The sequence below is a fragment of the Glycomyces tenuis DSM 44171 genome (assembly GCF_000427885.1).
GTDB classification, from domain to species: Bacteria; Actinomycetota; Actinomycetes; order Mycobacteriales; family Micromonosporaceae; genus Glycomyces; species Glycomyces tenuis.
Window position 1 is genome coordinate 1 of sequence record NZ_ATYW01000017.1, and the last position, 24,195, is coordinate 24,195.

Consider the following 24,195-nt stretch of genomic DNA (forward strand, 5'->3'; position numbering starts at 1 on the left):
ACGCCGCCAGCGTTCGTCCTGAGCCAGGATCAAACTCTCCAACCAAAACCAAACACACCAACACCCGAAACCGAGCATCAGCGCGAAGCAATGTGCCGAAGCATGCCCTGACCGATCATCCGAGACCCACCAGTTCAGCAAACCAGTACGCCCCAAGGAAAAGACAGTCAAAAACAGTACCAACCATGAACCCCGAAAGATCCACAGCCAGCCCACACGCTGACCATCCAAACACCCTGTTGAGTTCTCAAACAACACGCCACAATCAGCCTGAAAACATCTTGGATGTCCCAGCTCCGATCGGAGCGGCTCCAGAAACTTACCAGATCGATTTTCGGCCGCTGTGGGCCCCGACCTGTTCGCTCGGAGTTTTGCCCTTTGCGGTTCGACCAGGGCCTTTCGGCTTTCCTGTCCGTTTCCCCCGCGGGCAAGAACTAATTTACGCGACCCGGAACAGAGGTTTACAAGGGGGGTGCGTGTTCGGCGCCACACCCTTGCAAACCTCGTGTTTCCGCAGTTCAATACCGGTGATGAGGCTAGCCGCGGCGTCGTTTGCCGCGGGCTTCCTCTTCCTTGGCGACACGTTCGAGCAACTCTGCCCGTCGTGCTTTGCGCTCGGCGAGCCGCTCGTCCGCACCCTTGCGGTCGCTCCGCTCGAACCTCGCGTCCGTGCCGCGCGGCCCGACCGTGGCGATGACCGTCGGGTCGGTCGGCTCCCACTCGAACTCGCTCTCGCCGATCCGGACCACCGAGCCCGGCACGGCCCCCTGCTTCGCGAGCTCCTCCTCGATGCCGAGGTTGGCCAAACGGTCGGCCAGGTATCCCACGGCCTCCTCGTTCTCGAAGTTCGTCTGGCCGACCCACCGCTCGGGTTTCTGCCCGCTGACGGCGAATTCGACATCGCCCTCGTAGGCGGGCGTCAGCTTGTGGACCTCGAAACCGGAGTCGTCGACGGCGGCCGGCCGGATGACGACTCGCGTCGCCTCGATCGGCGGCTGCTCGGCTCGGTAGTCCTCCACCGCTCGCGCGAAGGCGAAGGACAGTTCGCGCAGTCCCTCACGGCTGACGGCGCTGACCTCGTAGACCGGCCAGCCGTACTTCTCGAGGTCGGGGCGGACGAACGCGGCGAGCTCGCGGCCGTCGGGAATGTCGATCTTGTTGAGCGCGATGATGCGCGGCCGGTCGGCCAGGCCGCCGTACTCGGCGAGTTCGTGTTCGAGCGCGTCGATGTCGGATGCCGGATCGCGGTCGGTCTCGAGGTTGGCGCAGTCGACGACGTGCGCCAGTACCGCGCAGCGCTCGATGTGCCGGAGGAACTCCAGCCCGAGGCCCTTGCCTTGGGCGGCTCCGGGGATCAGGCCGGGGACGTCGGCGATCGTGTAGGTGGTCTCTCCGGCGGACACGACGCCGAGGTTCGGGGTCAGGGTCGTGAACGGGTAGTCGGCGATCTTCGGGCGCGCGGCCGACATCGCGGCGATGAGCGAGGACTTGCCCGCCGAAGGGAAGCCGACGAGTCCGACGTCGGCGACGCTCTTGAGTTCGAGGGTGATGTCGAACTCACCGCCGGGTTCGCCGAGTTCGGCGAAGCCGGGGACGCGCCGTTTGGAGCTGACGAGCGAGGCGTTGCCGCGGCCGCCGCGGCCGCCGCTCGCGACCGTCACCTCGGTGCCGGCGCCGGTGAGGTCGGCGAGTTGCTCGCCGTTCGCGTACACCACTGTGCCGTTGGGCACTGAGACGCGCAGGGTCTCGCCTGCGGCGCCGTCTCGGTTCGATCCCTTCCCGTGCTTGCCGTTGCCGGCCTGCAGGCGGCTTTGGAAGTGGAAGTCGAGCAGCGTGTGGACGTTCGGGTCGACGACGAACACGACATCACCGCCGTGTCCGCCATTGCCACCGTCGGGGCCGCCCAGCGGCTTGAACTTCTCACGGTGGACCGACACACAGCCGTTTCCACCTTTACCGGCAATGACCTGCAGGTTCACCCGGTCAACGAAACTTGTCACCGCTCAAGCGTAACCACCGGTCGGCCCCCTGGAGCGGGAGCCCGTAGGACGTGCTAAAGTTTCTCCTCGTGCGAGCGACACGGGCCGGACGGCCCACAGCAGCTCAATCATCAAGCGCCGCTAGCTCAACTGGCAGAGCAGCTGACTCTTAATCAGCGGGTTCGGGGTTCGAGTCCCTGGCGGCGCACATATAACCGCAGGTAGGGCCGGTCACGCACCGGCCTTTTTGCTTACTCGAAACCGGGCTCATGGACGCTCGTAGCACGGCCCGTAGCAGTACGCCGGAACGCGGCCTCCCCGAGCCGGTCGGCGGCGGCGATCAGGTGCGTGTCCGGCACATGCTGGTAGCGTTTCGCCATCTCCGGGGAGGCCCATCCGAGCATCGCCATCGCGATCACCGAGTCCACCCCGAGCCCGCCGAGGAACGTCGCCGCCGAATGCCTCGCTCCATGGAGGGGGAGGTATTCCACGCCGGCGGCGTCGAGGATCTCCTCCCAGTCCTCCCAGTCCTGCCTGGGATCGATCGGTGCCCCGAGCCGGGTGGTGAAGATCAGATCGTGCCCGGCCCACATCGACCCGGCTTCGGCCTGCTCCAGCTCCTGCCTGGCCTGGTGGATGCGGAGCTCGTCGCGGACGATCTGCGGCAGCGGGAGCCTGCGGTTCCCCGCCTGGGACTTGGGGCGCAGGTCGCGCCTGCTCTTGCGGCGCCCGCCCACGCGACCGGCCGACACCTCGGCGCTGCCGGTGGCGGCCTCGATCTCGGTGAAGACCAGACCGCCGATCTTCTCCGGGCAGTGACGAGCATGACCGGTGCAGTCGGGTGGGCAGGCGATGGCGTGGGACTTGATGGTGCACGCCGACCGTTGCCGGTCGGGACACGCCCGGCCGTGGCCCGTACAGCGGGGCGGGCACGATTTGCGTTTGGCGCCGCGGGCAGCGTCGCTGGGGTAGAGCGGCCGGAGGCAATGCGGGAGGGCGCACATCTCCGGGTCGTCGCACCCGTGCGCCCACTTCCGGCCCCGGCACGTCGCCTCGCAGCCCTCGGCGGTGGTGCAGTTCGCCTCCGCGCATTTATGCGGATCGTCGCACCCGTGCTCGTAGGTCTGGCGTTGCAGCTGCCGACGGATAGTAAGGATCCCGGTGTCCCAGTCGATGTCCGACCACCGCATACCGAGCACCTCGCCCTGGCGGGCGCCCATGAACGCCAGCCACCAGCGGGCATGGTTGCGTTCCTCGGCGACCGCTTCGGTGATGCGGGCGACCTCGTCGGCGTCGAGCGGGACGACCGACTCACTGCGGATCGGTGGCAGAGCGTTCCTGGCCGCGGCGGCGGGGTTCGCCCGGATGCCGACCTCCTCGAAATCGATGGCTCGGTTAAGCGCGACGGAGGCGGTTCGGTGCACGAGATGCACCGATGCCGGGGCGAGCCCTTCAGTCTGGAGGTCGCGGTAGAGCGTCGCGAAGTGCCGCTTGTTGAGTTCGGACAGCCGCCACTCCCCCAACCTGGGGGCGAGGTAGTTGCGGATCTGCGACTGGTAGCAGCGCAGGGTGGTGTGCCGGACCTGAAGCGGCGCATAGGTGCCGATCCATTCATCGAGCCACGCCGAGAACTTCTTGGAGCGTCCGACCTTCGGTGCGCCGTTCTCGTCGATCTCGTCTTCGAGGGCGAGGACTTTGGGGGCGAGTTCTTCTTCGGTGGCGGCTTCACGGTGGCGCCTGTCTGGGGAGCCGTCGGGTTTGCGGCCGGCGTCGACGAAGGCGTGCCAGCGTCCCTTGCGGTCTTCGAACATACGAGTGCGAGGTATGCGGTCTGGGGGTTTTCGGGGCATGTGGTTACTCCTCTTCGGGGTAGAGGGTGGTGATGTTGCCGTTAGGGCGCAGTCGGCTCTCGACGTCGTGGTAGTCGCGTTCGGCGCGGCGTTGGGTGGCGAGATGGGACAGCTCGTCCTCGATGCGGCGGAGCCGGTCGAGGACTGCGAGGGTGCTGATAGCGATCACGGCGAGGGTGGCGCCGGCGAGCAGCCAGGTGCGGAACGCGGGGACGATGGTGCCGTCGTACACAGCGGCGACAGATTCGGCGGTGGCGAGGATGATGCCGAGGACAACGCTGGTGGTAACAGCGATGAGACGGCAGGCGCGCATGACCATGACGGTGGTTCCGTTTCGGGGTCGTGTGGCATAGCAGCACCTGTCGTACAGATATGTAATCACAGTGCGTGCACGCACGGGCGCACTATGGGGTCATCCGTTCGTATGAATTTATGGCCTAGCTCGCTTTCCGCCTGCGGCGGACCGGCTTCATCTTCTTGCCGGACTCTTCCACGATCCGCTCGACGGTGCCGCGCGTCGTGGCGACCAGGATGCTGATGTGCGCCCGGAGTCGTTGTAGTTCATCACGCACCTGCGACAGTTCGTGGTCCTCGATGTCGTGGTCGAGCTGCACGAGGTCTTCGTACACCGGATCGACATGGCGTTGTCCAAGGTCTTCGCGGACCACAAGGCCTGCCTTGAGGAACAGGTGGATCGGGTCCACGCCGAGGACCTTCGCGATGGCGCGGAGGCTCTCGATGCCGGGATCGGTGGCACCCGTCTTCCACTTGGAGATGACCGAGGCGTTGAAGCGGGGACTGCCGACCTCGCGAACACGTTCGGCGAGTTCGGTGTTGGACCAGATGCCGGCGCGGTCGCGGAGTTCTTCGAGGTAGCTGACGAAGGCTTCCCCGGTTGTTTGACCACCACTTTCATTACGCACGTGTACGACTCTAGCGGACACGGGTGGGGCAGGGCTCCCGCCGCCGGGCCTGGTGCTCCTGTCGTGACCTGCGTCGGGACGGTTACGACTGTTCTTCCTGTGCGACGATTTGTGTCGTATATCTGATTGCATGCATGCAATGTTATCGACTAATCATTCTTTAGTGATCATCCGAACGTCCGACTAGACCACCCGAAAGTATGACCCCTACGCGCTTGTATTCTTCCTTCAGGAAGAACTAGGATCATTACATGAATCCCGGAAGGAAGAACAGAGGTCGACTTCTTCTCGACGACAACATCTTTATCCGCATGACCAGCGAAAAAGGATGGGACACCGACGTCAAGCGCGCCGAGGCCATCGGCACCACCCCCACGACCATCTACCGCCTCCGCACGGGCCGCAGCTCACCCTCAGCGGATCTCGTGTTCGACCTTCCGCAACTGCTCGACGTGGACCCCAAGGTCCTCTTCTACAGGCAAGGAGTGAGGGCATGAACGTCCGCTTCACCACCGCCGAGGTCGCCGAACGACTCCGCATCTCCACCGACGAGGTCCGCAAGCTCTGCAACACCGACGAGCTGGGCCATCTCCGCATCGGCTGCAAGTACGTGATCCCCGAGGAAGACCTCCAGGCGTTCGAGGCTCGCTCATACCGCCCGGCGGTCGCCGGAGGCGAGCAGCCGCGATTGCGGGCCGTATGAGCGCCGGTGGCGCGGGGACGCACCCGAAACCGACGCACCCGACACCGGGCCCGCGACCTCGATAACTCCACAGTCTCCCGGCCTCGTTTCTGAGGGGTGGCGCGGCCGGGACCGGGATCGAGCTACTCGCTCTCCCACTGGGGCTGGCCCTTCTGAGGGGTAGGGGCTGGCCCCACCTAAGACCACCGCCGGGAGGCGGCGGACCAACTGAATAGCTCTCGTCTCCGTCATCCACGGGGGCTGCACCAGGAGGCGGGAGCGGGGCGACGGAAAGCCACGGCTGGCCGTCACCGGGTTCAAGGCCCGGCGTCCCACGACAGATGAGAAAAGCCCCGGCCGGGATCAGCGGCCGAGGCGGTTCTCCAGGACCAAAGTCTCGAAAGGAAGTCCTGATGAACAGCGAACAGTCTACAGGCCGAGGGTGGCAGTCGCCTCCGCTCGTGACTCACGCGACGTATCCGCCTGGGCAGCACCCAGCGTCGCCGGCTCCGGTGCCGCCGCCGTTCTGGGCGTCGACGTCGGTGATGCCGGTCGCCTCTGCGCCCGAGCCGAAGCCGCGCAAGCCGCGCCGGTCGGTGTGGGACTGGCTGGCGCCGGTCTTGGCGATGCCGGTCGCGGTCGTGATCGGTGGTTTCGGGGTGCACCTGTACTACACGGAGGCCGCCCCGCCCGCCGCGTGCGCCGAGGCGCTCGACCTGGCCGACCAGCTCAACACCGAATCCGAGCAGTACGGACTCCTCGTCCAGGACATGTTCGACGCGGTCGCTGCGTTCGACCAGGCCGCGGCTGACGTAGTGGTCGCGGAGATGCAGGCGCTGTCGGAGGTCCACGACCAGACGTACGCCTCCTACGAGACCGCCGCCGCCGAGTGCCGCGCCGAGGGCGGTGCGCTGTGAGCCAGGTACAGGAGACCGAGCGCGAGGAGACCGTCCACGTCGTCTCGGCGCTCGGCACGCACTACAGCGCCGGTGTTGTCCAGTACTACCTGGAGGACGGCGCCTACGGCGACGGCAGGGCGGCGCAGGCGGTACGCGACCTGCTCGCGCAGTTCGGTGCCGAGGTGGGCGGGTCGCCGATGACGACCGCCCAGTGGCAGCACCGGACGGCGGTGGCCCGATGACCGCCATCAAGCCGGGCCCGCGCGCCGAGGTCGACCGGGTCGACGCCCTGGACTGCGAGGCGGGTGCGATGCACGACGTCGGCGGCCGGCGGGTCTGCGAGGCGCACTACCTGGAGGTGCTGCACGCCTACTGGGAGGCCATACCGGATCTGATCCTCCACCACTACGACTCACCGCGCGGGACGTGCGGGGACATCGACGGGGGGTCGTGGTCATGAGCGGCTATGTGCAGTCCGGTCAGGACTTGATGGATCTCGCTGAGTCGGTGGCGCGTCACGCGACGGCGTGGCAGGGCCGGGACACCAGCACCCGTGAGGGCGCGTCGGCGGCGTATGCGGAGTTGGCGCACGCGGTGGGTGCGATCGATCGGCTGGTGTCGTCCGCTGAGGCGCTGAAGGCGCCGCTGGCGGAGGCGCTGGTGGCCCACCAGACCGACCAGGCCGATGCGCTCGGGGAGTTCTTCTCCGAGGTCGTTGGTGACCGCGAGTACGGCATCAACCCCGAAGGGGGGCAGTCATGACCGGTCCGATGTTTGTCGCCGCTCTGGCGCTGGCCGCGGTGCTCGCTGTGGGGGTGTGCGTCCTGGTGACCGAGGTGGCGGCTCGGCGTCCGGTGGGCCGTCACCGTGCGGGCCGGGTGATCGAGGGGGAGCTGGTCGATGAGTCCACGCTCCCGATCCCGGTCGGGAGGTGGCGGTGATGGAGCAGTTCATGTCCCTGGTGTGGTCGCTGCCCGGCCTGGTCCTGTTCGCCTCGTTCGTCGCCGCTGTCGCGCTGGCCCTGTCGGGTCGCGGCACGGACGCGGACTGGACCGACTGGCCGAGGGAGGGACAGGAATGACGGTCCTGCTTGCGCTCCTGATCCTCGCCGCTGTCGGTGTGTCGCGGCTGGCCCAGTGGGTCAAGCGCCGCCGCCGCGCGGACAAGGCGATCGATGCCTTCCTTCGTGACCGGTTCCAGACCGGCTACGAGATCTACGGCATGACCGTCCCCGAGCTGCTCGACCTGACCGATATCGAGATCGAGCTGGAGTCCGACCGGCGGATGCGTCGCCGTGTCCGCGCCCTGAACGACCAGCTCAACCAACAGACGTAACTCCGGCGGGGCCCTCTGGCGCGGGCCCCGCCACCACCTGAGGAGACCTGATGCGCACACCGAAACGCACCCGCAGAGGCCGCCGCGGCGGACGACGACACACTCCCGCCCCGGCCCCGCAGCCCGTCGACGAACCCACCACCCCCGAAAGGACTAATCCGATGACTCTCTCCACCGACATGTACATCCAAGGCGAGGTCGACCTCGCTGAACTGCGCGACGTCGTCAAGGCCGCGCTGGCGAAGCACGACGACCAGGGTCGGACGCCCGATCAGCAGGTCTGGGAAACCGGCGGCGAGGTCTGGACGCACTCCGACCTCACCACGCCGGGACAGGGGCTCCCCGCCTGGACGTTCATCCACTACGGCGAGAACGGCGCCTGGCGCAACCCCGAACCCGAATACGAGGACCCCGAGTACGTCGACGAAGGCGAAGAGCCCCGCATCGTCACACCGCGGCACTTCGCCCGGATCGACTTCGATACCGCCTACGGCTACACCGGCCCGAACGGCGAGGGCTGCTCCGAGCTGCACACCGCCTTGATGATCCAGGTCGGGGCCTGGATCGACGCGCAAGGCGTGCCGTGGCAGTGGCGCAACGAGTACACCGGCGAGATCCACAACGCCTACGAAGGTTTCGAGGAGTTCGCCGGGAACGGCTATGAGGCGACGGCCTGGTTCAAGCGGGTCATGCCCGCGATCGCGGCCGCTGCCGCCGAGGAGGCCAAGTAGCCATGACGATCGACTACGAGTACCTGTCCGACGCGCAGTTGGACGCGATCGCGGCCATGGACGTGAACCTCGCCGACGACAAGAGCATTGCCGAGGCCGAAGGCCGCCGCGACGCCGACCGGATCACCCAGCTCGAGATGGACCTGGAGTGGACGCAGCGGCAGCGGGAGCACGCCGAGCAGTGCGAAGCCTTCGCCGATGCGGCCCGCCGCGCCGCCGCCGAGCGCGCCGACGCCGCCGAGACCGCACTCCACAAAGCCGCCGGGGCGCTCGCTGACGGCTGGGCCGCGCTCAACCTCCACGGAGGCGACTTCGACATCTACCACCGGGACCGGCACGCCATCGCCGACCTCGTCTATGAGGAGCTGCTGGGCGGCGCCGACCCCGACGACCTCGACTATGCCGCGCTCATCGCGGGGTACCTGGAGGCCGGCCGGTGAGCGGCGAGTTCACGGTGACGTCCCCGGGGGTGTACGACATCCCCGAGGACGTCTACCACGCCGACCCGGTCCCGGACGGGTCGCTGTCCTCGACCGGGGCGCGCGCGATCCTCCCGCCCGGCACGCCCGCGAAGTTCCACTGGGAACAGGCCCACCGGACCCACAAAACCGTGTGGGACATCGGGACCGCCGCGCACGCCCTCGTCCTCGGCACCGGCCCCGAGATCGTCATCATCGACGCCGACTCCTACCGCACCAAAGACGCCAAAGAGAAGCGCGACTCCGCCTACGGCGACGGGAAAGTCCCGCTGCTCATAGACGAGTACGAGGACGTCCTGTCGATGGTGCAGACGATCAACCGCCACCCCGTCGCCGGGCCGCTCCTCGCCGCGGGGACCGGTCTGCCCGAGCAGTCCCTGTTCTGGGTCGACGAAACCACCAGCGTGTGGTGCCGGGCCCGCCTCGACTGGATCAAACCCGCCCCCGATGGCGGCCGGCTCATCGTCGCCGACGTCAAGACGACGACCGCCGCCGACATCGCCTCGATCGAGAAAGCCATCGCGAACTTCGGCTACCACCAGCAACTCGCGTTCTACCTCGACGGCGTCCGCGCCCTCGGCCTCCACCCCGACCCCGCCGCCGTCCTCGTCTTCGTGGAGAAAGCCTCGCCGCACCTGGTGCACGTCGTCCAGCTCGACGGCTACACGCTCCGCCTCGGCGAGCTGAAGAACCGCCGCGCCCTGGAGACCTTCGCCGCCTGTGCCGAGTCCGGCACCTGGCCCGGCTACCCGACCGACATCACCACCGTCTCGCTCCCCGCCTGGGCCGAGCGCACCGAATCCGAGGAGTACCTGACCGCATGAACACCACCGACATCGCCACCACCGACCTCCAGGCGCAGCTCGCACCGTCGCGGATCGGGCAGGCCACCGTCGTCGAACAGTCCCGCGCGATCGCCGAAGTCCAGGCCGCGATCGTCGTCGCCCAGCAGTGCCCGCGCAACATCACCGCCGCGATCGCCGAGATGCGCGAGGTATGCGGGCAGATGAGCCTGGCGAAGAAGGCGTTCTTCCGGTTCCCCCGCGCCGGCCAGACCGTCTCCGGCCTGTCCATCCACCTCGCCCGCGAACTCGCCCGCATCTGGGGCAACACCGCCTACGGCGTCAACGAGATGCGCCGCGACGACACCGCCGCCGAGTCCGAGATGCAGGCGTACGCCTGGGACGTCCAGCGCAACACCCGCGTCGCCTCGACGTTCATCGTCCCCCACAAGCGCGACACGAAGCAGGGCGTCAAAGTCCTCGGCGACCTGCGGGACATCTACGAGAACAACGCGAACAACGGCGCCCGCCGCCTGCGTGAGGCGATCTTCTCGGTCCTGCCGAACTGGTTCATCGAAGAGGCCGAGGAACTGTGCCAGGCCACCCTCTCGGGGAAGGGATCAGGCAAGCCGCTGAAGCAGCGCGCCGCCGACGCCGTCGGCGCGTTCGAGAAGTTCGGCGTCACCGTCGACCAGCTCGAGGACAAGCTGGGCCGCGAATCGGGGAAGTGGACCGAGAAAGACCTGGGCGAGCTACTGGTCATCCACGGGTCGATCAAGAACGGCGAGGTGACCGTGGAGCAGGAGTTCCCGGCGAAGAAGGTCACCGCCGAGGAACTCACCGCCGCCGCTGGCGAGCCCACCGCGCCCCTGACAGAGCCGGAGCCAGCGTCATGATCACGCTCTTGCACGGGCGCCACTCTGACGGGGATGCGGCGCCAAGTCCCCGTGACGCGATCGCCCGCGACTGGCCGATTGCGACCACGACTCTGTTCGGTGGGGAGATCGTCGACCTGGTCGCGGTCGGGCGCCGCCTCGAAGGCGAGACGCTCCCGCTGCACCGCGCCGAAACCAGGTTCGCGGTCGTCTACGGCACCCACCGGCTGGGCATGTCCGCGCACGACCTGGCCGGGTTGCTCGGTCTCCACCAGCGGGTCGTCACCCGCATCCGCAGCGAGGAGGCCAGCAATGCCGACTAGCTTCGCCGTGGTCGAAGGGCTCTACATCGAGCTCGAGGGCGTCACCGGGCTCGACTGGCAAGAGCGCGCCTCGTGCCGCGACTCGGATACCGAGTCGTACTTCATGGAGGGGCGGCTTCCCGGTCGCCTGATAAAGCGGTGCGCGGCCTGCCCGGTCGCCGAGAAGTGCCGGGAGTACGCGATCGACCGGTCGTGGATCCAGGGCATGTGGGGCGGGACGACCGGGAAGCAGCGCGACCAGATCCGCCGCCGCCGCAAAGCCGGCCTGCCCGACACCCCCGAGGAGGAGACGCCGCTGTGCCGCAAGGGCCACCCGCTCGACGAGGTCAACGCCCACCGCCGCACTGATGGCGGCCTCCGGTGCCGACAGTGCACCCGGGACTACTGGCACGCCCAGCAGGCCAAGAAGCGGGAGGCCGCGGCATGAGCGTGATCGGTGACGCCCTGCTCGACGAGCTCGAACCGGAGTCGTTCGAGTCCCTGCTGGTGCGTGTGGCGGCGCTCCGGGATGAGCAGCGGCGGCTGTTGGAGGACCGGGAGTTCTACCGCGGCGAGTCGTACCGCCACCGCCGGACAGCGAAGAAGGAGGCGGCATGAGCATCCCCAGGACCGGTGTGGAGCTGGACATGGAGGCGACGGTCGCGTCGCTCGCGGCCCGCGTGACCGAGCTCGAGGGCGAGAACGCCGGCCTCGCGTTGGATCTCGCGCGCGCCCGCGACCGCATCACCCGGGTCACCCGTGAGCGCGACGCCCACCACCGTGCCTACACCGATGCCGACGCGCGTGCACTCCAGCTCCAGACCCAGCTCGACTCGGTCGGCGACCACCTCCGTGCCCAGCTCGCCGCCTGCCTGGCGGAGAGCCAGGACGAGCCCGGCCAGCGCCATTTGGCCGCCGCGGTCCGGCAGGTCCGCCACCTCCACGACCACTACACCACCATCACCGGGAGCACCCCATGAGCGACCAGCCGACCCTGTTCGACACCGCGCCCGTCGCCGAGCCCTGGTATGTGCGCCGCCCCGCCTCGGTGATGGACCGCAAGCGGGCGCTGATCTGGCGCGGCCAGCACCCCCTGTCGGGTGTCGCCTCCGCCGGGCACCTCGCCCTCCACCCCGACACCACGTTGACGTGCGGCGGCTGCCGGTTCTTCGAGCACCAGCCCGGCCAAGGGGAGGGCCCGTTCCCGGCCGCCCCGAAATGCGTTCTCGGCGCCACCCGCGACGCGGACGGCCGGGTGACCGCCGCGCCCCGCTACCTCGTCCCCGTCAAGGGCCACTCGTACCCGGCCGCGATGGAAGACCTCGACAGCGACCTGTGCGACTGGTTTCCCGCCTGCAAGTCCTACGAGCCGCGGGAGACGGCATGACCTCTCGTATCGAGGCGATCGCCGCCCGTCTGGCCGCCGCCACACCCGGCCCGTGGATCTACGAGAACGGTTCGGTGATCCACGGCTTCGACGACGCCGACACCCACTACGTGACCGACCAAGTCGGCGCTGCTGACGATGACCCGCCGATCGGGTCGTTCATGTTCCGCGCGGACGCCGAGCTCGCGGCTCACGCCCCCGATGACCTGGCCTGGCTCGTCCAGGAGCACCACCGTCTCCAGTCCAGGGTCGCCTACCTGGAGGGCTGGAAAACCCAAGCCGAGGAGGCCCGTGATGCCGATCCGACGTGACGTTCTCGCCTATGAAGGCAGATACGACGTGGCCGATACAGGCGAGGTGCGCTCCCTGCTCAGGCGGTCGCCTCGGACATTGCGACCGGGCAAGGACGCGTGCGGATATCCCCTCGTGGTCCTCACCGATGTAGACGGCCGGCGCCGCACTCGCCGGGTGCACACCCTCGTTGCAGAGGCATTCCATGGCCCACGGCCACACGGCATGCAGGTCCGCCATCTCAACGGCGTGCCTGCCGATTGCCGCGCGGAGAACCTCGCGTGGGGAACGGCTTCCGAAAACATTCATGACCAGGTCAGCCACAGCACACATCACCACGCTGCCAAGACGCACTGCCCGGCAGGCCATGCCTATACCCCAGCGAACACCTACGTGAACAAGCATGGCGGCCGCGAATGCCGTCGCTGCCACGCAGACCGGGAACGAAATCGGAGGGCCGCCCGATGCCCATAAAGAAGGAGAACCGCGACCGCTACCCGAAGGACTGGCCCGAGATCTCGCGCCGCATCCGGTTCGTCCGCGCCGCCGGGCACTGCGAATGCCTCGGCGAATGCGGCAGGGGCACGCACACCGGCCGCTGCCCGAACCGGCACGGCCACCCCGCCTACGGGACCGGGTCGAAGGTCGTGCTCACGGTCGCGCACCTGAACCACACGCCGGAGGACTGCCGCGACGAGAACCTCAAGGCGATGTGCCAGGGCTGTCACCTGCACTACGACAAGGACCACCATGCCGAGACCGCCAGCCACACCCGCGCGCTCGCGATGGCCGACGGCATGACGCCGCTGTTCGAACTGGGAGGCATCGATGCCTAAGAGGATTCAGCGCCGCATGGTAAAGGACTGGCGCGCCCCGCTCGACGACCAGGGCAGGCCGCCGGTGTACGTCGGGCGCCCCTCCAGGTGGGGCAACCCGTTCCGGATCCACAACGGCCACACCAGCGTCGGCCCTATGTGGCACGTCGCGGTCAACACCTGGAAGCACATCCCCGCCGACGAATGCGTCTACGGCTACGTCACCAGCAGCAGCCCGCTCGGGCCGGAAGCGGTGGTGTCGTTGTACCAGGACATGCTCGCTGTCCGCCGGCGGGATGAACCCGATCGGTTCTGGGAGTGGCTGGCGCCGCTGGCCGGCCGGGACCTCATGTGCTGGTGCAGCGTGGAGGATCCGTGCCACGGAGACGTCCTGCTCGAGCTGGCGAACGGCGGTGAGGGCAATGACCGTTGAGTCCTTCATCCACCAGGGCGTGGCCTTCCCCACGGTCGAGATCGAGCACTTCGCGTGCTCGTGCGACTTCCACACCGCGTTCTGCTGCATCGATATCACCGGGGCGGAGTGGACCGATGACTCCGATCACGAGTGGCGTCTCTGCGCCGTCTGCGTGGACCTGTACGAGCACTACCAGGAGGTCGGTGTCTGCTGCCCGAAGGATCCGGCGGTGCACCGTGGCTAAACGTTGGACGCTTCTCATCCCCGCACCCACCACCTGGTTGAACGCGAACCAGCGACACAACCACTGGTCCGCGCGGTCAGGGCCGACGAAGCTGTGGCGCGAAGCCGCCGAGATCCGCGCCCGCGCCGCCGGCATCCCGGCCATGAAGCGCGCGACGATCACCGCGATCGTCCACCGCGCCGACCTTCGGAAAGACTGCGACGCCCACAACCGGTACCCGACCGTGAAAGCCGCGATCGACGGCATCGTCGACGCCGGCGTTCTCGAAGACGACTGCGACCGGTTCCTGGTGTCGCTGACCATCCGCGCCGGCGACCGGGTCGACAAGAAGAAGCACCCGCTCGGGATGTTGGGGCTGCTCGTCACCGACCTCGGGGAGGAGCAATGAGGCTAGGACTTGTCATAAGTTGTCATAACCAAGAGACCGCTTTCCCATTGCGGCCCAACCAGACCGGGCGCAACTTTGGCCGGATGGACACGAACGAAAACGCGAGGCTAGGACTCGCGAGGGGGCCGCTCAGGGAGGATCGCGCCGCGCTCGCGGTTGTACCAGTCGACGAGCTGGCGGATGACCGTGGACCGGTCGGTGCCAGCGGCGTCGGCGTTCTCACCGAGCCGGTCCCACGATTCCTGGCTGATGCGGACGGTCTGCTGCGGCAGCGGTACACGGGGCATGGTCGTCTCTCCTCATGTCATGACGCCACCCAGCGTACCGCATCCCGATACCGTCTGCCTGATCGTCGATATTTCTGTCATGACAATCGTCATGACGGAGTGATAGGATTCCTACATCCCCAGGACACCCAGACGGAGGCGTCGCAATGATCAAGCCGATCCCCACCACCTACCGAGGGACCACATTCGCGTCCACACTCGAGGCCGACTGGGCATGCACGTTCGACCTGCTCGGCTGGGAATGGGAGCACGAACCCCACGGCATCCTCGTCGAGGACAACACCCGCTACCGGCCCGACTTCTACCTCCCCACCCAGCGCGTCTGGGCCGAAGTCAAGGGCCCTCACAACCAGCGCATCGACAAACCCTCCAAGCTCCAGGCCGCGCTCAGCCGCGACTCGTTCGACTGGAACGCCGACCTCGTCGTCATCCTGCGCCCGTCCCGATCCGGCAAGGGCGAAGGCGAACGCTCGTGGTGGGAGAACGCCATCAACGGCCAGGACATCGTCATCGTCCTGTGCCCCGAGTGCGGCCACCACGGCTTCATGGACCTCGCGGGCACCTGGTCATGCCGCAGGCACATGCGCGAGCAGCCTGAGCCGAACAAGTTCTGGACCGACCCCAACGGCGACTTGTTCCGGCCCGGGGAGCTGCCGTTCCAGCGGGCGCCGCGGCCCCGCAGGGGACCACAGCGGCTCGGCGACTTCTTCAACGACTTCGACCCGAAGGGGAGGCAGTAGTGGCGCGTACCGAAGCACGGCTCCGCACCAGGTTGTGGGGCGACCGGGATTTCCTGGCGTTGTCGTTCAAAGGCAAGGGCGGCTACGAGTCGATCCTGTGCCAGCCCGACGTCGAGTACACCGGCGTCCTGCCGCTCCGAGCCCGGCGGCTGGCCGGGTTGTTCGGCCTCGACCTCGAGGACTTCATCGAGATGCTCGAGGAGCTCGAGGACGCCCGGTTCGTCCTCATCGACTGGGACACCGAAGAGCTCCTCATCCGGACGTTCATCCGTAACGACGAGGTGTACCGGCAGCCGAACGTGATGAAGTCGGCGCAGCAGGCCCTCGACTCGGTGTCGTCGCTGCGGCTCCGCGCGGAGATCCTGACCGAACTGCACCGGATCGAGGACGAGCATGGCGATTCGATCCCGAAGGGTTCGCATGAGCCTCTGCGGGAGATGATCGCCGACCTTGAGAAGGACCCGCCTATCCACTCCCCGGTCACTGACATCTCAACCAAACGACCCAAGGCCGAACCCAAGCAGGAAGCCCTAACCGAACCCAACCGGGAACCCTTCGGGGAACCCTTCCCGGAAGGGGGTTCAGACGACTCGCTCGAGGGGTCCGGGGAGGGGGTAGGGGTAAGGGGAGTTAGTTCAAGGTCCGTTGTTTCTAACTCTCGGTCGGCCAAAGCCGACCGCACGAAAGACGACCCCGAATTCGCCCGCTGGTATGAGCGATACCCGCGGAAGGTCAAACCCGCTGCGGCGCGCACCGCGTGGAAGTCCGCTGTCAAGAAGACCGACGTCGCAACGCTCTTCGACGCGCTCGAGGCGTACATCGCGTACTGGGAACGCGAACGGACCGACACGAAGTTCATCCCGCACCCGTCCAGTTGGCTCAACGCCGAGTCCTGGGGCGACGACATCGCGACCAGGAAGACCGCCACGACCTTCGAAGGGGCGGCGAGCAGCATATGGGACTGAACGATGCGCTGCGTGAGCTCGTGCTCCCGAAGCTCGACCGCGTCCAGAAGACTGCTGATGGATTCATGGCTCGCTGCCCCGCGCACGAGGACCGCAACCCGTCCCTGTCGTTGGGGTACGGCACGAAGCACCCGGTGATCTTCAAGTGCCACGCCGGATGCGACGCCGAGGACATCCTCAAGGCGCTCGGCCTGACGTGGGAGGAGCTCTCCGCGCCACGCGAAGAACGCAAGGGTGCCTACCGCGGCAAGTCGACGATGATCGCCACCTACGACTACGTCGACGAGGACGGGAAGCTCCTGTACCAGGTGTGCCGGTTCGAACCGAAGAAGTTCTTGCAGCGGCGACCGCTCCCCGGCGGCGATTGGGAGTTCAAACTCGGCAACACCCGCCGGGTCCTGTATCGGCTCCCCGCGGTCATCGAAGCGGTCAAAGCTGGCCGGCAGGTGTGGGTCGTCGAGGGCGAGAAGGACGTTCACGCCGTCGAAGAGCGGCTCGGGCTCCCTGCCACGTGCAACTCCGGCGGGGCCGGCATGGGCTGGCCCGACTCAGCCTTCGAGATGTTCCGGGATGCCTCGGTGGCGATCTGGTCCGATGCGGACAAGGAGGGCCGGGCGCACGCCCGCAAGGTCATGGCATCGCTGGCGGCCGTCGGCGCCGAGGTCACCGTCTACGAGTCCCCGACCCACAAGGACGCCGCCGACCACCTCGGCGCCGGGTTCGGCCTCGAGGAACTGGTGGAGACCCGCGCGACCACCGAGGAGCCCACCCCGGTGCTGGCCCCGGATCTGTGGGAGTTCATCGCCGCCGGCGACGACGCCTATGACTGGCTCGTCCCCGATGTGCTGGAGCGCGGCGACCGGCTGATGATCACCGGCGCCGAAGGGCTCGGGAAGTCGGTGTGGTGCCGGCAGTTGTGCGTCCAGCTCGCCGCGGGGATCCACCCGTTCCAGCCCGGCACGGTCGACCCGGTGAAGGTCCTCGTCGTCGACTGCGAGAACTCCATGCGGCAGAACCGCCGCCACTACGGCACCCTCGCCGGGCTGTCGGTGTCGAAGGGCCGCCGTGTCCCTGATGGTGGGCTGCGGCTGATCCACCGCCCCGAGGGCATCGACCTCACGAAGGGCGACGACGCCGAATGGCTCCTCGAACGAGTCCGCGCGCACCGGCCGGACGTGCTGTACATCGGCCCGTTCTACCGGCTGCACGCCTCGGACATCAACGACGAGTCCGCGGCCCGCAAGACCGTCTCTGTTCTCGACGCTGCCCGTGTCGCCGGCGACGGGTGCGTGCTGCTGATGGAGGCGCACGCCGGGCACGGCCAGCACGGCTCCCAGCGGGCACTGCGCCCGGTCGGATCCAGCCTGCTGCTGCGGTGGCCGGAGTTCGGGTTCGGGTTGCGACGCGCGAAGGAGTGCCTGCCGAACGAGCAGCGCCCACGGCTGGTGGATCTCGAGGCGTGGCGCGGCGCCCGCGATGAACGCGATTGGCCGTCGTCGTTCCGGCACGGCAAGACCGGCGAATGGCCGTGGATGCCCGAGGCGGCCGTGAAGCCTGAGTGGTCGTCCGCGTCGCAGTGGTCGGCCGAGTCCCTGTCCGAGCGGGGGGTGGCGTGATTCCTCTGTCTCCTGCTTGTCCCCTGTCCGACCCGAAGTAACCCAACCCGAAAGGACCCCGAAATGGAATCCCTGGCCAAGTTCTTCATCGCTCTCGGCATCTTCGTCGCTTCGATCCCGCTGGTGGCGTGGCTGTTCATGCTCGGCGTCGGCGTGATCCACCACGAGTGGCTGCCGATGATGCCGACGATCGGCTACAAGTCCTCGCTGATCGTGTGCGCGATCGCGATGCCGCTGCTGCGCCTGTCGGTGCTGCCCGGCAGCAGTTCGAAGGACGACTGACCAGACGGGCGGCGCCCGAGCTGGGTGCCGCCCCCTGTCCGACACCAACCCCGAGGAGAACTGATGGACGACTACGACTTCGACGAACCGTTCGGCCCGGTCTACGCCGCGCCCCGCGGCGCCGACTGCCCCGACTGCAAGTGCTGCACGAAGGCCCTGTGCGACAAGGCCCGGTCGACGCCGTTCCTGTCCTGCCAGCAGCTTTCGAACGCTCCGAGCCTGGTCAAGGACTGCCCTTGCCCGGTCAAGCCCACCACAATCACCGAAAGGACCGAACGATGAACTACCGATACAGCACCGAGGACATCCATTCGATCGTCGATGGCGCCGATGGCAACTACGACGACGGCCTGGACGCGTACGTGTCCGTCCGACCCGTGGAGGGTGCCTCGATCATTGAGTTGACCTCGACCGAGGAAGACAAGGCCGATCGCGTGACCGAGCGGTTCCGCGTCACCGTGGAGCGGATCGAGGGCGACCAGTGAGCACCCTCCCCGATGGCTACTACGCCGTCCCTGACCCTGACGACCCGGACACCATGACCCGCTGGCGGGTCGACAGCGGTGGGATGCACCCGCACCCGGCGAAGACCTGGTACGGCCCCGCGAGGCCGCTCCGGAAAGACGCGCCCGGCAAGCCCGGCACCGACGAATACATCGCGTGGATGCGGGACTACTTCGACGAGTGGGGATCCTGGGCGCGGCGCGTCAAGGAAGCGATCGAGGCGAACCCGCTGATCGCCCGGTTCCACTTCACCGAGTCGACCGGGCACTGCCACAACTGCGGACGCGTTCTCACTGATGGGACGTCGCGGACGCTCGGGATCGGCCCTGACTGCCGCGAACGCATCCCTCACGACCTGTTCTCGGCGTACCTGGCTGAGGTCAAGCGCGCCCGGGAGGTCCGATGAGCGCCGAAACCCAGAAGCTGACCGGCGACGAGTACATGCAACTGCTGGAGCAGCGCCGTTCCGAGTGGGAGGCTGCGCACCCGGCCCGCGAGGCCGCTGAGGCGGAGATCGCGCGGATCAAGCGGGAGTTCCCGGGAGCCAACCCGACACTCAAGCCCGGGTGGGAGCCGCCGCGTCCCCTGCTGGAGTGGTTCATCCGGCCGGGTGACGAGGACCTGGTGGACCTGCCCGAGAAGCAGACCGCGCCGAAGCGGGCCCCGAAACCCCGCGTGTACCGGTCGGCGGCGTCGTTGATCGCCGAACGTGACGAGCTGGTGGAGCGTCGGGACGCGATCGTCGCCGACGATGGCGGGGACATGGCCGCCGTGAACCTGTCGCCGCACTCGCGGTCCCGTGCCGCTCGGAACGCGGGCCGCCGCCGGTTCGCGCAACTGGACCGCGACCTGGAGCGCGTGGCGAAGCTGAACCGCCGCATTCAGGCCCTGAACTTCCGTATCACCACTGCCCAAGCGCGCGAGAAGCGTGCCGCCAAAACCACTACCCGAGAGGACCAGAAATGACCGACCAGGCCACCACCCGGCCAGACCGGCGCATCGCCGAGCTGGAGGCCATCAACGACCAGCTGCGCTGGAACCTGCGCGACGCCGAAAAGGGCCACACGGCGCTGTGGGGCCTGATCGACGCCGCCCGCCGGGCGCTCATCGATAACGCCCGGTCGTACCCGCCGAGCAGCGAAGGGCATGGGGCGGCGCGGGCGGCGCTGTTCGATTTCCTGCACGCGGTCGAGGACAAGCACTACGGCGCGGCTCGGCGCCGCTCGATCAATGCGGCGTGGGCGTACGTCGACCGGCTGATCGGGGGTGTCCGGTGACCGCTGAACCGATGACCACCGAAGACCTGGACCGTCTCCGGCACAACGCCGAGAAGTACCAGACCTCCCGAACGCCGAGTGACCTGCTGTGGCTGTCGATTGCTGGTGACTTCGCTGCCCTTGTGGCCGAGGTCGACCGGCTCCGCGCCCGCAACGCCGACCTGTTCCGCCGTCTCGGTGGGCACATGGACGACCTGGGCGACATGACGACCGAGCGGGACCGGCTCCGTGCCGACCTGGCCGAGTCCGATGAGCTGCTGGCGTCCGCTGAACGCGACCGGGAGCAGTACCGGATCGAGCGGGACGCCCTGGCCGCGAAGCTCACCGCCTTCCGTGCGCTCCCGCCCGAGCCGCGATGCGATCACGAGGGCGACTGCTCGGTTTGGTCGCACGGCTGGGACTCCGGCCGGAACGCGACCCTGCGGGAGGTCGGGCGTGTCCTCGACGGACAGCTGCCGCTCCGGGACTACTCGGAGACGCCCCGTCCGCCCGTCCAGGAGCGCGTCTCCGGCCCGGAAGCCCCGGAAGGGTCCACCGATAGGGGTACACCCGTTCCAGAATCTCTCAGAAGCAATCAGGTGTCCGATAGCCACTGGCTGAAGTTCAACGCCGACTGTCAGGTCACCGGCTGCCAGTGCGGGTTCCGCGCGGACCTCGACTCCGATTGCGAATTCGGCGACTCGGTCGTGGCGCACCTCCTCGACGTCGGGCATATCGCACAGGCCGACGCATTGAAGGCCGCCATCCGCAAAGAACACCAAGAGCCTGAGTGGGTGGCGTACGAGAAGCCCTGCGACGACTGCAAGACCGCCGACCAGGAAGGACACGCCGATGAACGCTGAGCTGACCACCGAGGAACAGGCCGAACTGGAACGCATCGTCGCCAGCCTCCACGAACACGGCTACGTCGACCTCGACGAGTTCGTCTACCCGAAGTCGGGACTCAAGCTCCGCGTGGGAACCCGCATCAAGCACCGCAACGAGGAGTACTGGAAAGCGATCCGTCACGGCACCGCCAACGTCGTCGCGCTCACCGAGAAGCCGGACTCGCCGTGGTCGAAGACGTACCGCATGCGCGATATCGAGCTGGTCATGTTCCGGCAGGAGCGGGAGATCGGGTCGCGGTTGTCGCAGGTCGCTCAGTACCACATCGATGTGATCGAGGAGGGCCGGGCTGATGAGCGCTGACGCCCCGACGCTGTTCGACCACCTGCCGCCCGCCGAGGACTCGCCCGCCACCGAGCCGCACCAGGCATGGGAGGACATGAGTCCGGAAGAGCGCAAGCGCGCCGCTCGCGCAGGCGTGCTCGCCGCCCAAGAAATGATGGCGGAATGGTACGCCCTGCGGGCTGAACTGGCAGGCCAGGACGATGCGGGCACTGACACCACCGATCTGCGTGAGGGCCCGTCCGTGACCTCACCGCCGCTCGCCGCCGAGCGGCAGGCCCGAAAATCGGCCGACGACTGCACGAACTGGTGCGCACCCCGGCCTGAGGGCCAGTCCTGCTGGTGTACATGAAGGACCAACTCCGGACCGACGAGGGCACGCACGTCGACATGATCGCGCGGATCCTCGTCGGCTCCGACTGGGACGACGGCGTCCGGTACACCGACATCGGCACCCGCGAGACCGTCGAGCACCTCGCCAGGCAGATCATCGCCACGCTCCAGCCCGCCCACTACAGGGAAGCCGCGGGCTCCCTCGACCACATCCATCCCGAAGCGGCACGGCTGCTGCGGAGTGTCGCGAAAGACCTCGAAGAAGGAGAACCCGAATGAAGACCTGCGAGAACTGCTACGGCCAATACGACCCGGATATCGAGGGCGCTGACGGGCTCTGCGAGGAGTGCTACGGCGACCAGTTCGAGGAGGCCCCCGATGAGGACTGAGACCCGACCTCGCCGCCGGATCGCACGGAAGCGCCACTACTGCAACGGCTGCGGCACCACCGCGATCGCGCCCGGCCAGCCGTACCTGTCCGGGACCGTGTTCCCCGGCCACGACCTCATCCAGACCACCATCCCGCTGCGGCTAGCCGAATGCGGCGACTGCGCGACCCGGTACGGCCGCGCGCACCTGCTGGGAGACGCCTCCGAGACGATCGCCGCCGCGCTCGACCGGGCGCACAACGAAGGAGAGAGGTCACGATGATCCGCTCCGAGAAATTCCTCATCTCCCAACGCCCCTACGCCATCAACCTCGACAGCTTCACCGTCGAGGAACGCGACATGAACGACCGCATGTACTGGGTGGTCGATGTCGAATCCGTCTGGTTCCGACGCCGCCGCGGCGCTACCGTCGCCGCCATCGGACACATCCAGTCCTACAACTTCGACCACCGGCCCGCCGACGTCCACTCGTTCCTTACTGGGCTCGACGACAGCCGCGACAGCGGACGGTGCGAAGGCCGCTGGGACGGCACCCGCTACTGGGGCGCGCAGGAGCCCAACGTGATCGAGAAGCACCTGGCGTTGCTGCGGCCCATGCTCGACAACTATCCGGCCATCCCGGACGGCTTCGACGGCTGGTGGCGGTTCCGATGAGCAGCGAATTCAGGGAAATCCGCGAAGACCTGAATACCAGCGGAGATGTTCAGGGGAACCTGACACCAGCCGAGCAGGCCGCCGCCGACGCGCTCATGGACACGATCGGATCGAGCCTTACGGACACCGCCCGCGCCGTGGTAGCCGCCGTCCGGCCCGAGATCTACGACGAGATCGCAACCCAGCTCGAACAGCAGCAATTCCTCAAGGGCGAGCGGGCATGGCCGTTCGTGGACCTGCTCCGCCAGACCGCGAACGGCATACGCTACGCCGCCCGCCAGGCCGAGGAGAGCGACCGTGGCTAGCGCGATCGGCGCCCACCACTCCGCCAGGGCCAGATCCAACGTCTGGCTGACCCCGCCGGGGATCACCGAAGCGCTCGGCCCGTTCGATCTGGACCCGTGCGGGCACGAAGGATGGCCGACCGCGAAAGAGCTGATCTGCCCGCCCCGCGACGGCCTCACCGAACCCTGGCACGGCCGGGTGTGGTTGAACTGCCCGTATCGGGAAATCGGGGCGTGGCTGGCCAAGCTCGCCGACCACGGCGACGGGATCGCGTTGACGTTCGCCCGCACCGAGACCGCCTGGTTCATCGACCACATCTGGAAGAAGGCCACCGGAGTCAAGTTCCTGCACGGCAGGATCCGGTTCTGGCACCCCGAGGGCTACCAGGCCCGCGACAACGCCGGCGCCCCCTCCGTCCTGGCCGCCTACGGCCCCGAGTGCGCCCGGTCCCTCCGCGATGACACCCGCATCCGCGGCACCTACCTGCCCATCAGGAGCACGCCATGACGTTCCACTACGACCCGGGCCCGTGCCCCTGCTGCAATCTCGACGGCCCCACGCGCGCCGAGGCCGAGCGGGCGGCTGACTGGCCGACCGCTACGGCGGCGCCGTGGACGGCCCGCCGGGCCGCCAGGGCCCGAGCCGCTGTCGACGGCGCGGACGGCTACCCCGTGGACCCGGCCGCCCTCGACTGGCCCCCGCCGCCCCCGGTCTCAGTCCACCAGGAACTGATCCGGCAGGGCCCGCTCCTCGACGAGGACGCCCGCGACATCCAGACACAGAACCGACCGAGCATCATCCGCCGAATCCTCAACGCACGAAAGGCAAGCACATGACCACGAACGAACTCCAGGCCAGCGTCGTGCTGGGCGATATCGCCGCCGAGCAGGTCCGCCAAGACGCGAAGTTCGGCGAACAGAACCACATCGACGGCACCGGCGACTACGACGAGGCCGCCGACGCGGCTCGGAGGGCTTGCCAACGAGCGGCAAAGCACGGTTACCTCACCTGGCGGCATGTCCTGGCTGAGGAGGTGGCCGAGGCGTTCGCCGAGACCGACCCTGCCAAGCTCCGCGCCGAGCTCATTCAGGTCGCGGCTGTCGCGGCGACATGGGTCGAAGCGATCGACCGGCGCACTCCTGGCCTGGACGGAGCCGGATCATGAGGCCAGACCATCCCAACGTCGGCTGCTTCAACCGTTACGAAGACGCTCAGGAGCAGGCCCGCTTCCGCGCTGATATCACGGGGCTCCGCTACCGCGTGCACTTCGAACGAGAGAACCGGTGGTGGCAGATCGTAGAGACGACTCGCCCACTGGC

Annotated in this window: 49 protein-coding genes and 1 tRNA gene; 44 read left to right on the plus strand and 6 right to left on the minus strand. The window is 67.8% G+C overall.

What is annotated here, in order from left to right; all coding sequences use genetic code 11:
* Together YWW_RS36950 and obgE are read right to left on the minus strand one after the other, a co-directional pair.
* On the minus strand, window positions 1-216 hold a 216-nt coding region (locus tag YWW_RS36950; protein ID WP_211228614.1), incomplete at its 3' end, for a hypothetical protein.
* A 320-nt stretch (window positions 217-536) separates the two neighbouring features.
* The gene (gene obgE, locus YWW_RS0117810; RefSeq protein WP_026931166.1) at window positions 537-2,000 is read right to left on the minus strand and encodes a GTPase ObgE; all 1,464 of its coding nucleotides are present in this window, start codon (window positions 1,998-2,000) and stop codon (window positions 537-539) included.
* Between the two features lie 114 nt (window positions 2,001-2,114).
* Between obgE and YWW_RS0117815 the strand changes: the two genes are divergently transcribed.
* Window positions 2,115-2,187 (plus strand) — tRNA-Lys (locus tag YWW_RS0117815).
* Window positions 2,188-2,230: 43 nt separating this feature from the next.
* Here the strand turns inward: YWW_RS0117815 and YWW_RS34245 are convergent.
* From YWW_RS34245 to YWW_RS0117830, 3 genes are all read right to left on the minus strand, one after another.
* On the minus strand, window positions 2,231-3,790 hold the full coding sequence (locus YWW_RS34245; RefSeq protein WP_026931167.1) for a tyrosine-type recombinase/integrase: 1,560 nt from the start codon (window positions 3,788-3,790) through the stop codon (window positions 2,231-2,233).
* 43 nt (window positions 3,791-3,833) lie between these two features.
* The gene (locus YWW_RS0117825; RefSeq protein WP_155830235.1) at window positions 3,834-4,142 is read right to left on the minus strand and encodes a hypothetical protein; all 309 of its coding nucleotides are present in this window, start codon (window positions 4,140-4,142) and stop codon (window positions 3,834-3,836) included.
* Between the two features lie 124 nt (window positions 4,143-4,266).
* The gene (locus YWW_RS0117830) at window positions 4,267-4,752 is read right to left on the minus strand and encodes a helix-turn-helix domain-containing protein (RefSeq protein ID WP_026931169.1); all 486 of its coding nucleotides are present in this window, start codon (window positions 4,750-4,752) and stop codon (window positions 4,267-4,269) included.
* 251 nt (window positions 4,753-5,003) lie between these two features.
* Here YWW_RS0117830 and YWW_RS36060 point away from each other — a divergent pair, with 251 nt between their 5' ends.
* From YWW_RS36060 to YWW_RS31360, 24 genes are all read left to right on the plus strand, one after another.
* Window positions 5,004-5,249 (plus strand): helix-turn-helix domain-containing protein, encoded by a 246-nt coding sequence (locus YWW_RS36060; RefSeq protein ID WP_155830237.1) that lies wholly within the window; start codon window positions 5,004-5,006, stop codon window positions 5,247-5,249.
* Window positions 5,246-5,455, plus strand: coding sequence for a helix-turn-helix domain-containing protein (locus tag YWW_RS36065; protein WP_026931171.1), 210 nt, complete (start codon window positions 5,246-5,248; stop codon window positions 5,453-5,455). The genes YWW_RS36060 and YWW_RS36065 overlap by 4 nt, the downstream gene beginning before the upstream one ends.
* A 524-nt stretch (window positions 5,456-5,979) precedes the next feature.
* Window positions 5,980-6,351 carry a hypothetical protein gene (locus YWW_RS0117845; protein ID WP_026931172.1) on the plus strand — a complete coding sequence of 124 codons (372 nt, stop codon included), beginning with the start codon at window positions 5,980-5,982 and terminating at the stop codon, window positions 6,349-6,351.
* The gene (locus YWW_RS0117850) at window positions 6,348-6,575 is read left to right on the plus strand and encodes a hypothetical protein (protein WP_026931173.1); all 228 of its coding nucleotides are present in this window, start codon (window positions 6,348-6,350) and stop codon (window positions 6,573-6,575) included. The genes YWW_RS0117845 and YWW_RS0117850 overlap by 4 nt, the downstream gene beginning before the upstream one ends.
* Complete coding sequence (locus YWW_RS0117855) at window positions 6,572-6,793, plus strand: hypothetical protein (RefSeq protein WP_026931174.1); 222 nt, start codon at window positions 6,572-6,574, stop codon at window positions 6,791-6,793. The genes YWW_RS0117850 and YWW_RS0117855 overlap by 4 nt, the downstream gene beginning before the upstream one ends.
* The gene (locus YWW_RS0117860) at window positions 6,790-7,095 is read left to right on the plus strand and encodes a hypothetical protein (RefSeq protein WP_155830238.1); all 306 of its coding nucleotides are present in this window, start codon (window positions 6,790-6,792) and stop codon (window positions 7,093-7,095) included. Before YWW_RS0117855 ends, YWW_RS0117860 begins: the two co-directional genes overlap by 4 nt.
* Entirely contained in the window at window positions 7,092-7,274 is a 183-nt protein-coding gene (locus tag YWW_RS0117865) for a hypothetical protein (protein WP_026931176.1), read from the plus strand. The genes YWW_RS0117860 and YWW_RS0117865 overlap by 4 nt, the downstream gene beginning before the upstream one ends.
* Window positions 7,274-7,414, plus strand: a complete 141-nt coding sequence (locus YWW_RS36070; RefSeq protein WP_155830239.1) for a hypothetical protein — start codon at window positions 7,274-7,276, stop codon at window positions 7,412-7,414. The genes YWW_RS0117865 and YWW_RS36070 overlap by 1 nt, the downstream gene beginning before the upstream one ends.
* Window positions 7,411-7,668 (plus strand): hypothetical protein, encoded by a 258-nt coding sequence (locus tag YWW_RS0117875; protein WP_026931177.1) that lies wholly within the window; start codon window positions 7,411-7,413, stop codon window positions 7,666-7,668. The genes YWW_RS36070 and YWW_RS0117875 overlap by 4 nt, the downstream gene beginning before the upstream one ends.
* Before the next feature lie 161 nt (window positions 7,669-7,829).
* Window positions 7,830-8,399, plus strand: coding sequence for a hypothetical protein (locus YWW_RS34250; RefSeq protein WP_051325994.1), 570 nt, complete (start codon window positions 7,830-7,832; stop codon window positions 8,397-8,399).
* 2 nt (window positions 8,400-8,401) lie between these two features.
* Complete coding sequence (locus YWW_RS0117885) at window positions 8,402-8,839, plus strand: hypothetical protein (RefSeq protein ID WP_026931178.1); 438 nt, start codon at window positions 8,402-8,404, stop codon at window positions 8,837-8,839.
* A complete protein-coding gene (locus YWW_RS31345; protein ID WP_035696901.1) occupies window positions 8,836-9,702 on the plus strand; it encodes a PD-(D/E)XK nuclease-like domain-containing protein in 867 nt (288 codons plus the stop codon). The genes YWW_RS0117885 and YWW_RS31345 overlap by 4 nt, the downstream gene beginning before the upstream one ends.
* The gene (locus tag YWW_RS31350) at window positions 9,699-10,556 is read left to right on the plus strand and encodes a hypothetical protein (protein ID WP_051325995.1); all 858 of its coding nucleotides are present in this window, start codon (window positions 9,699-9,701) and stop codon (window positions 10,554-10,556) included. The genes YWW_RS31345 and YWW_RS31350 overlap by 4 nt, the downstream gene beginning before the upstream one ends.
* Window positions 10,553-10,858, plus strand: coding sequence for a hypothetical protein (locus YWW_RS36490; RefSeq protein ID WP_026931179.1), 306 nt, complete (start codon window positions 10,553-10,555; stop codon window positions 10,856-10,858). Before YWW_RS31350 ends, YWW_RS36490 begins: the two co-directional genes overlap by 4 nt.
* The gene (locus YWW_RS36495) at window positions 10,848-11,285 is read left to right on the plus strand and encodes a WhiB family transcriptional regulator (RefSeq protein ID WP_051325996.1); all 438 of its coding nucleotides are present in this window, start codon (window positions 10,848-10,850) and stop codon (window positions 11,283-11,285) included. The genes YWW_RS36490 and YWW_RS36495 overlap by 11 nt, the downstream gene beginning before the upstream one ends.
* Entirely contained in the window at window positions 11,282-11,455 is a 174-nt protein-coding gene (locus YWW_RS36075; RefSeq protein ID WP_155830240.1) for a hypothetical protein, read from the plus strand. The genes YWW_RS36495 and YWW_RS36075 overlap by 4 nt, the downstream gene beginning before the upstream one ends.
* Window positions 11,452-11,817: a hypothetical protein gene (locus tag YWW_RS0117915; RefSeq protein WP_026931180.1), complete on the plus strand. Its 366-nt coding sequence runs from the start codon at window positions 11,452-11,454 to the stop codon at window positions 11,815-11,817. Before YWW_RS36075 ends, YWW_RS0117915 begins: the two co-directional genes overlap by 4 nt.
* Entirely contained in the window at window positions 11,814-12,224 is a 411-nt protein-coding gene (locus YWW_RS0117920) for a hypothetical protein (RefSeq protein ID WP_026931181.1), read from the plus strand. The genes YWW_RS0117915 and YWW_RS0117920 overlap by 4 nt, the downstream gene beginning before the upstream one ends.
* Complete coding sequence (locus tag YWW_RS36500) at window positions 12,221-12,535, plus strand: hypothetical protein (protein ID WP_026931182.1); 315 nt, start codon at window positions 12,221-12,223, stop codon at window positions 12,533-12,535. Before YWW_RS0117920 ends, YWW_RS36500 begins: the two co-directional genes overlap by 4 nt.
* Entirely contained in the window at window positions 12,519-12,989 is a 471-nt protein-coding gene (locus tag YWW_RS38285; RefSeq protein WP_026931183.1) for an HNH endonuclease signature motif containing protein, read from the plus strand. Before YWW_RS36500 ends, YWW_RS38285 begins: the two co-directional genes overlap by 17 nt.
* On the plus strand, window positions 12,980-13,351 hold the full coding sequence (locus YWW_RS0117935) for a hypothetical protein (protein WP_026931184.1): 372 nt from the start codon (window positions 12,980-12,982) through the stop codon (window positions 13,349-13,351). Before YWW_RS38285 ends, YWW_RS0117935 begins: the two co-directional genes overlap by 10 nt.
* Before the next feature lie 16 nt (window positions 13,352-13,367).
* A complete protein-coding gene (locus YWW_RS0117940) occupies window positions 13,368-13,763 on the plus strand; it encodes a DUF4326 domain-containing protein (RefSeq protein ID WP_051325997.1) in 396 nt (131 codons plus the stop codon).
* A complete protein-coding gene (locus YWW_RS0117945; protein WP_026931186.1) occupies window positions 13,753-13,989 on the plus strand; it encodes a hypothetical protein in 237 nt (78 codons plus the stop codon). The genes YWW_RS0117940 and YWW_RS0117945 overlap by 11 nt, the downstream gene beginning before the upstream one ends.
* Window positions 13,982-14,377, plus strand: a complete 396-nt coding sequence (locus tag YWW_RS31360; protein WP_155830241.1) for a hypothetical protein — start codon at window positions 13,982-13,984, stop codon at window positions 14,375-14,377. The genes YWW_RS0117945 and YWW_RS31360 overlap by 8 nt, the downstream gene beginning before the upstream one ends.
* Window positions 14,378-14,484: 107 nt before the next feature.
* On the opposite strand, the gene YWW_RS0117955 is transcribed toward YWW_RS31360, so the two are convergent.
* A complete protein-coding gene (locus tag YWW_RS0117955; RefSeq protein WP_026931187.1) occupies window positions 14,485-14,664 on the minus strand; it encodes a hypothetical protein in 180 nt (59 codons plus the stop codon).
* A gap of 146 nt (window positions 14,665-14,810) precedes the next feature.
* On the opposite strand from YWW_RS0117955, the gene YWW_RS0117960 reads away from it, so the two are divergent.
* From YWW_RS0117960 to YWW_RS0118055, 19 genes are all read left to right on the plus strand, one after another.
* Window positions 14,811-15,404, plus strand: a complete 594-nt coding sequence (locus YWW_RS0117960) for a PDDEXK family nuclease (protein ID WP_026931188.1) — start codon at window positions 14,811-14,813, stop codon at window positions 15,402-15,404.
* Window positions 15,404-16,369 carry a hypothetical protein gene (locus tag YWW_RS0117965; RefSeq protein WP_155830242.1) on the plus strand — a complete coding sequence of 322 codons (966 nt, stop codon included), beginning with the start codon at window positions 15,404-15,406 and terminating at the stop codon, window positions 16,367-16,369. The genes YWW_RS0117960 and YWW_RS0117965 overlap by 1 nt, the downstream gene beginning before the upstream one ends.
* Complete coding sequence (locus tag YWW_RS34260; protein ID WP_051325999.1) at window positions 16,360-17,985, plus strand: ATP-binding protein; 1,626 nt, start codon at window positions 16,360-16,362, stop codon at window positions 17,983-17,985. Before YWW_RS0117965 ends, YWW_RS34260 begins: the two co-directional genes overlap by 10 nt.
* A 63-nt stretch (window positions 17,986-18,048) precedes the next feature.
* Window positions 18,049-18,267 (plus strand): hypothetical protein, encoded by a 219-nt coding sequence (locus YWW_RS0117975; protein ID WP_026931190.1) that lies wholly within the window; start codon window positions 18,049-18,051, stop codon window positions 18,265-18,267.
* A 63-nt stretch (window positions 18,268-18,330) separates the two neighbouring features.
* Complete coding sequence (locus tag YWW_RS0117980; RefSeq protein WP_026931191.1) at window positions 18,331-18,549, plus strand: hypothetical protein; 219 nt, start codon at window positions 18,331-18,333, stop codon at window positions 18,547-18,549.
* The gene (locus YWW_RS0117985) at window positions 18,546-18,752 is read left to right on the plus strand and encodes a hypothetical protein (RefSeq protein WP_026931192.1); all 207 of its coding nucleotides are present in this window, start codon (window positions 18,546-18,548) and stop codon (window positions 18,750-18,752) included. The genes YWW_RS0117980 and YWW_RS0117985 overlap by 4 nt, the downstream gene beginning before the upstream one ends.
* Complete coding sequence (locus YWW_RS0117990) at window positions 18,749-19,177, plus strand: DUF6011 domain-containing protein (RefSeq protein ID WP_026931193.1); 429 nt, start codon at window positions 18,749-18,751, stop codon at window positions 19,175-19,177. The genes YWW_RS0117985 and YWW_RS0117990 overlap by 4 nt, the downstream gene beginning before the upstream one ends.
* Complete coding sequence (locus YWW_RS0117995) at window positions 19,174-19,737, plus strand: hypothetical protein (RefSeq protein ID WP_026931194.1); 564 nt, start codon at window positions 19,174-19,176, stop codon at window positions 19,735-19,737. The genes YWW_RS0117990 and YWW_RS0117995 overlap by 4 nt, the downstream gene beginning before the upstream one ends.
* Window positions 19,734-20,048, plus strand: a complete 315-nt coding sequence (locus YWW_RS0118000) for a hypothetical protein (RefSeq protein ID WP_026931195.1) — start codon at window positions 19,734-19,736, stop codon at window positions 20,046-20,048. The genes YWW_RS0117995 and YWW_RS0118000 overlap by 4 nt, the downstream gene beginning before the upstream one ends.
* Before the next feature lie 11 nt (window positions 20,049-20,059).
* Window positions 20,060-20,890: a hypothetical protein gene (locus tag YWW_RS0118005; RefSeq protein WP_026931196.1), complete on the plus strand. Its 831-nt coding sequence runs from the start codon at window positions 20,060-20,062 to the stop codon at window positions 20,888-20,890.
* Window positions 20,880-21,236 (plus strand): hypothetical protein, encoded by a 357-nt coding sequence (locus tag YWW_RS0118010; RefSeq protein ID WP_026931197.1) that lies wholly within the window; start codon window positions 20,880-20,882, stop codon window positions 21,234-21,236. Before YWW_RS0118005 ends, YWW_RS0118010 begins: the two co-directional genes overlap by 11 nt.
* Complete coding sequence (locus YWW_RS0118015; protein WP_026931198.1) at window positions 21,226-21,567, plus strand: hypothetical protein; 342 nt, start codon at window positions 21,226-21,228, stop codon at window positions 21,565-21,567. The genes YWW_RS0118010 and YWW_RS0118015 overlap by 11 nt, the downstream gene beginning before the upstream one ends.
* On the plus strand, window positions 21,564-21,827 hold the full coding sequence (locus YWW_RS0118020; protein WP_026931199.1) for a hypothetical protein: 264 nt from the start codon (window positions 21,564-21,566) through the stop codon (window positions 21,825-21,827). Before YWW_RS0118015 ends, YWW_RS0118020 begins: the two co-directional genes overlap by 4 nt.
* A gap of 99 nt (window positions 21,828-21,926) precedes the next feature.
* Window positions 21,927-22,199 carry a hypothetical protein gene (locus tag YWW_RS0118030; protein ID WP_026931200.1) on the plus strand — a complete coding sequence of 91 codons (273 nt, stop codon included), beginning with the start codon at window positions 21,927-21,929 and terminating at the stop codon, window positions 22,197-22,199.
* On the plus strand, window positions 22,196-22,591 hold the full coding sequence (locus tag YWW_RS0118035) for a hypothetical protein (protein ID WP_026931201.1): 396 nt from the start codon (window positions 22,196-22,198) through the stop codon (window positions 22,589-22,591). Before YWW_RS0118030 ends, YWW_RS0118035 begins: the two co-directional genes overlap by 4 nt.
* Window positions 22,588-22,896 carry a hypothetical protein gene (locus YWW_RS0118040; RefSeq protein ID WP_155830243.1) on the plus strand — a complete coding sequence of 103 codons (309 nt, stop codon included), beginning with the start codon at window positions 22,588-22,590 and terminating at the stop codon, window positions 22,894-22,896. Before YWW_RS0118035 ends, YWW_RS0118040 begins: the two co-directional genes overlap by 4 nt.
* Window positions 22,889-23,383, plus strand: a complete 495-nt coding sequence (locus tag YWW_RS0118045) for a DNA N-6-adenine-methyltransferase (RefSeq protein ID WP_035696907.1) — start codon at window positions 22,889-22,891, stop codon at window positions 23,381-23,383. The genes YWW_RS0118040 and YWW_RS0118045 overlap by 8 nt, the downstream gene beginning before the upstream one ends.
* Window positions 23,380-23,712 carry a hypothetical protein gene (locus YWW_RS0118050; protein WP_026931204.1) on the plus strand — a complete coding sequence of 111 codons (333 nt, stop codon included), beginning with the start codon at window positions 23,380-23,382 and terminating at the stop codon, window positions 23,710-23,712. Before YWW_RS0118045 ends, YWW_RS0118050 begins: the two co-directional genes overlap by 4 nt.
* Window positions 23,709-24,041 carry a hypothetical protein gene (locus YWW_RS0118055; RefSeq protein ID WP_026931205.1) on the plus strand — a complete coding sequence of 111 codons (333 nt, stop codon included), beginning with the start codon at window positions 23,709-23,711 and terminating at the stop codon, window positions 24,039-24,041. The genes YWW_RS0118050 and YWW_RS0118055 overlap by 4 nt, the downstream gene beginning before the upstream one ends.
* The last annotated feature ends 154 nt before the right edge of the window (window positions 24,042-24,195 follow it).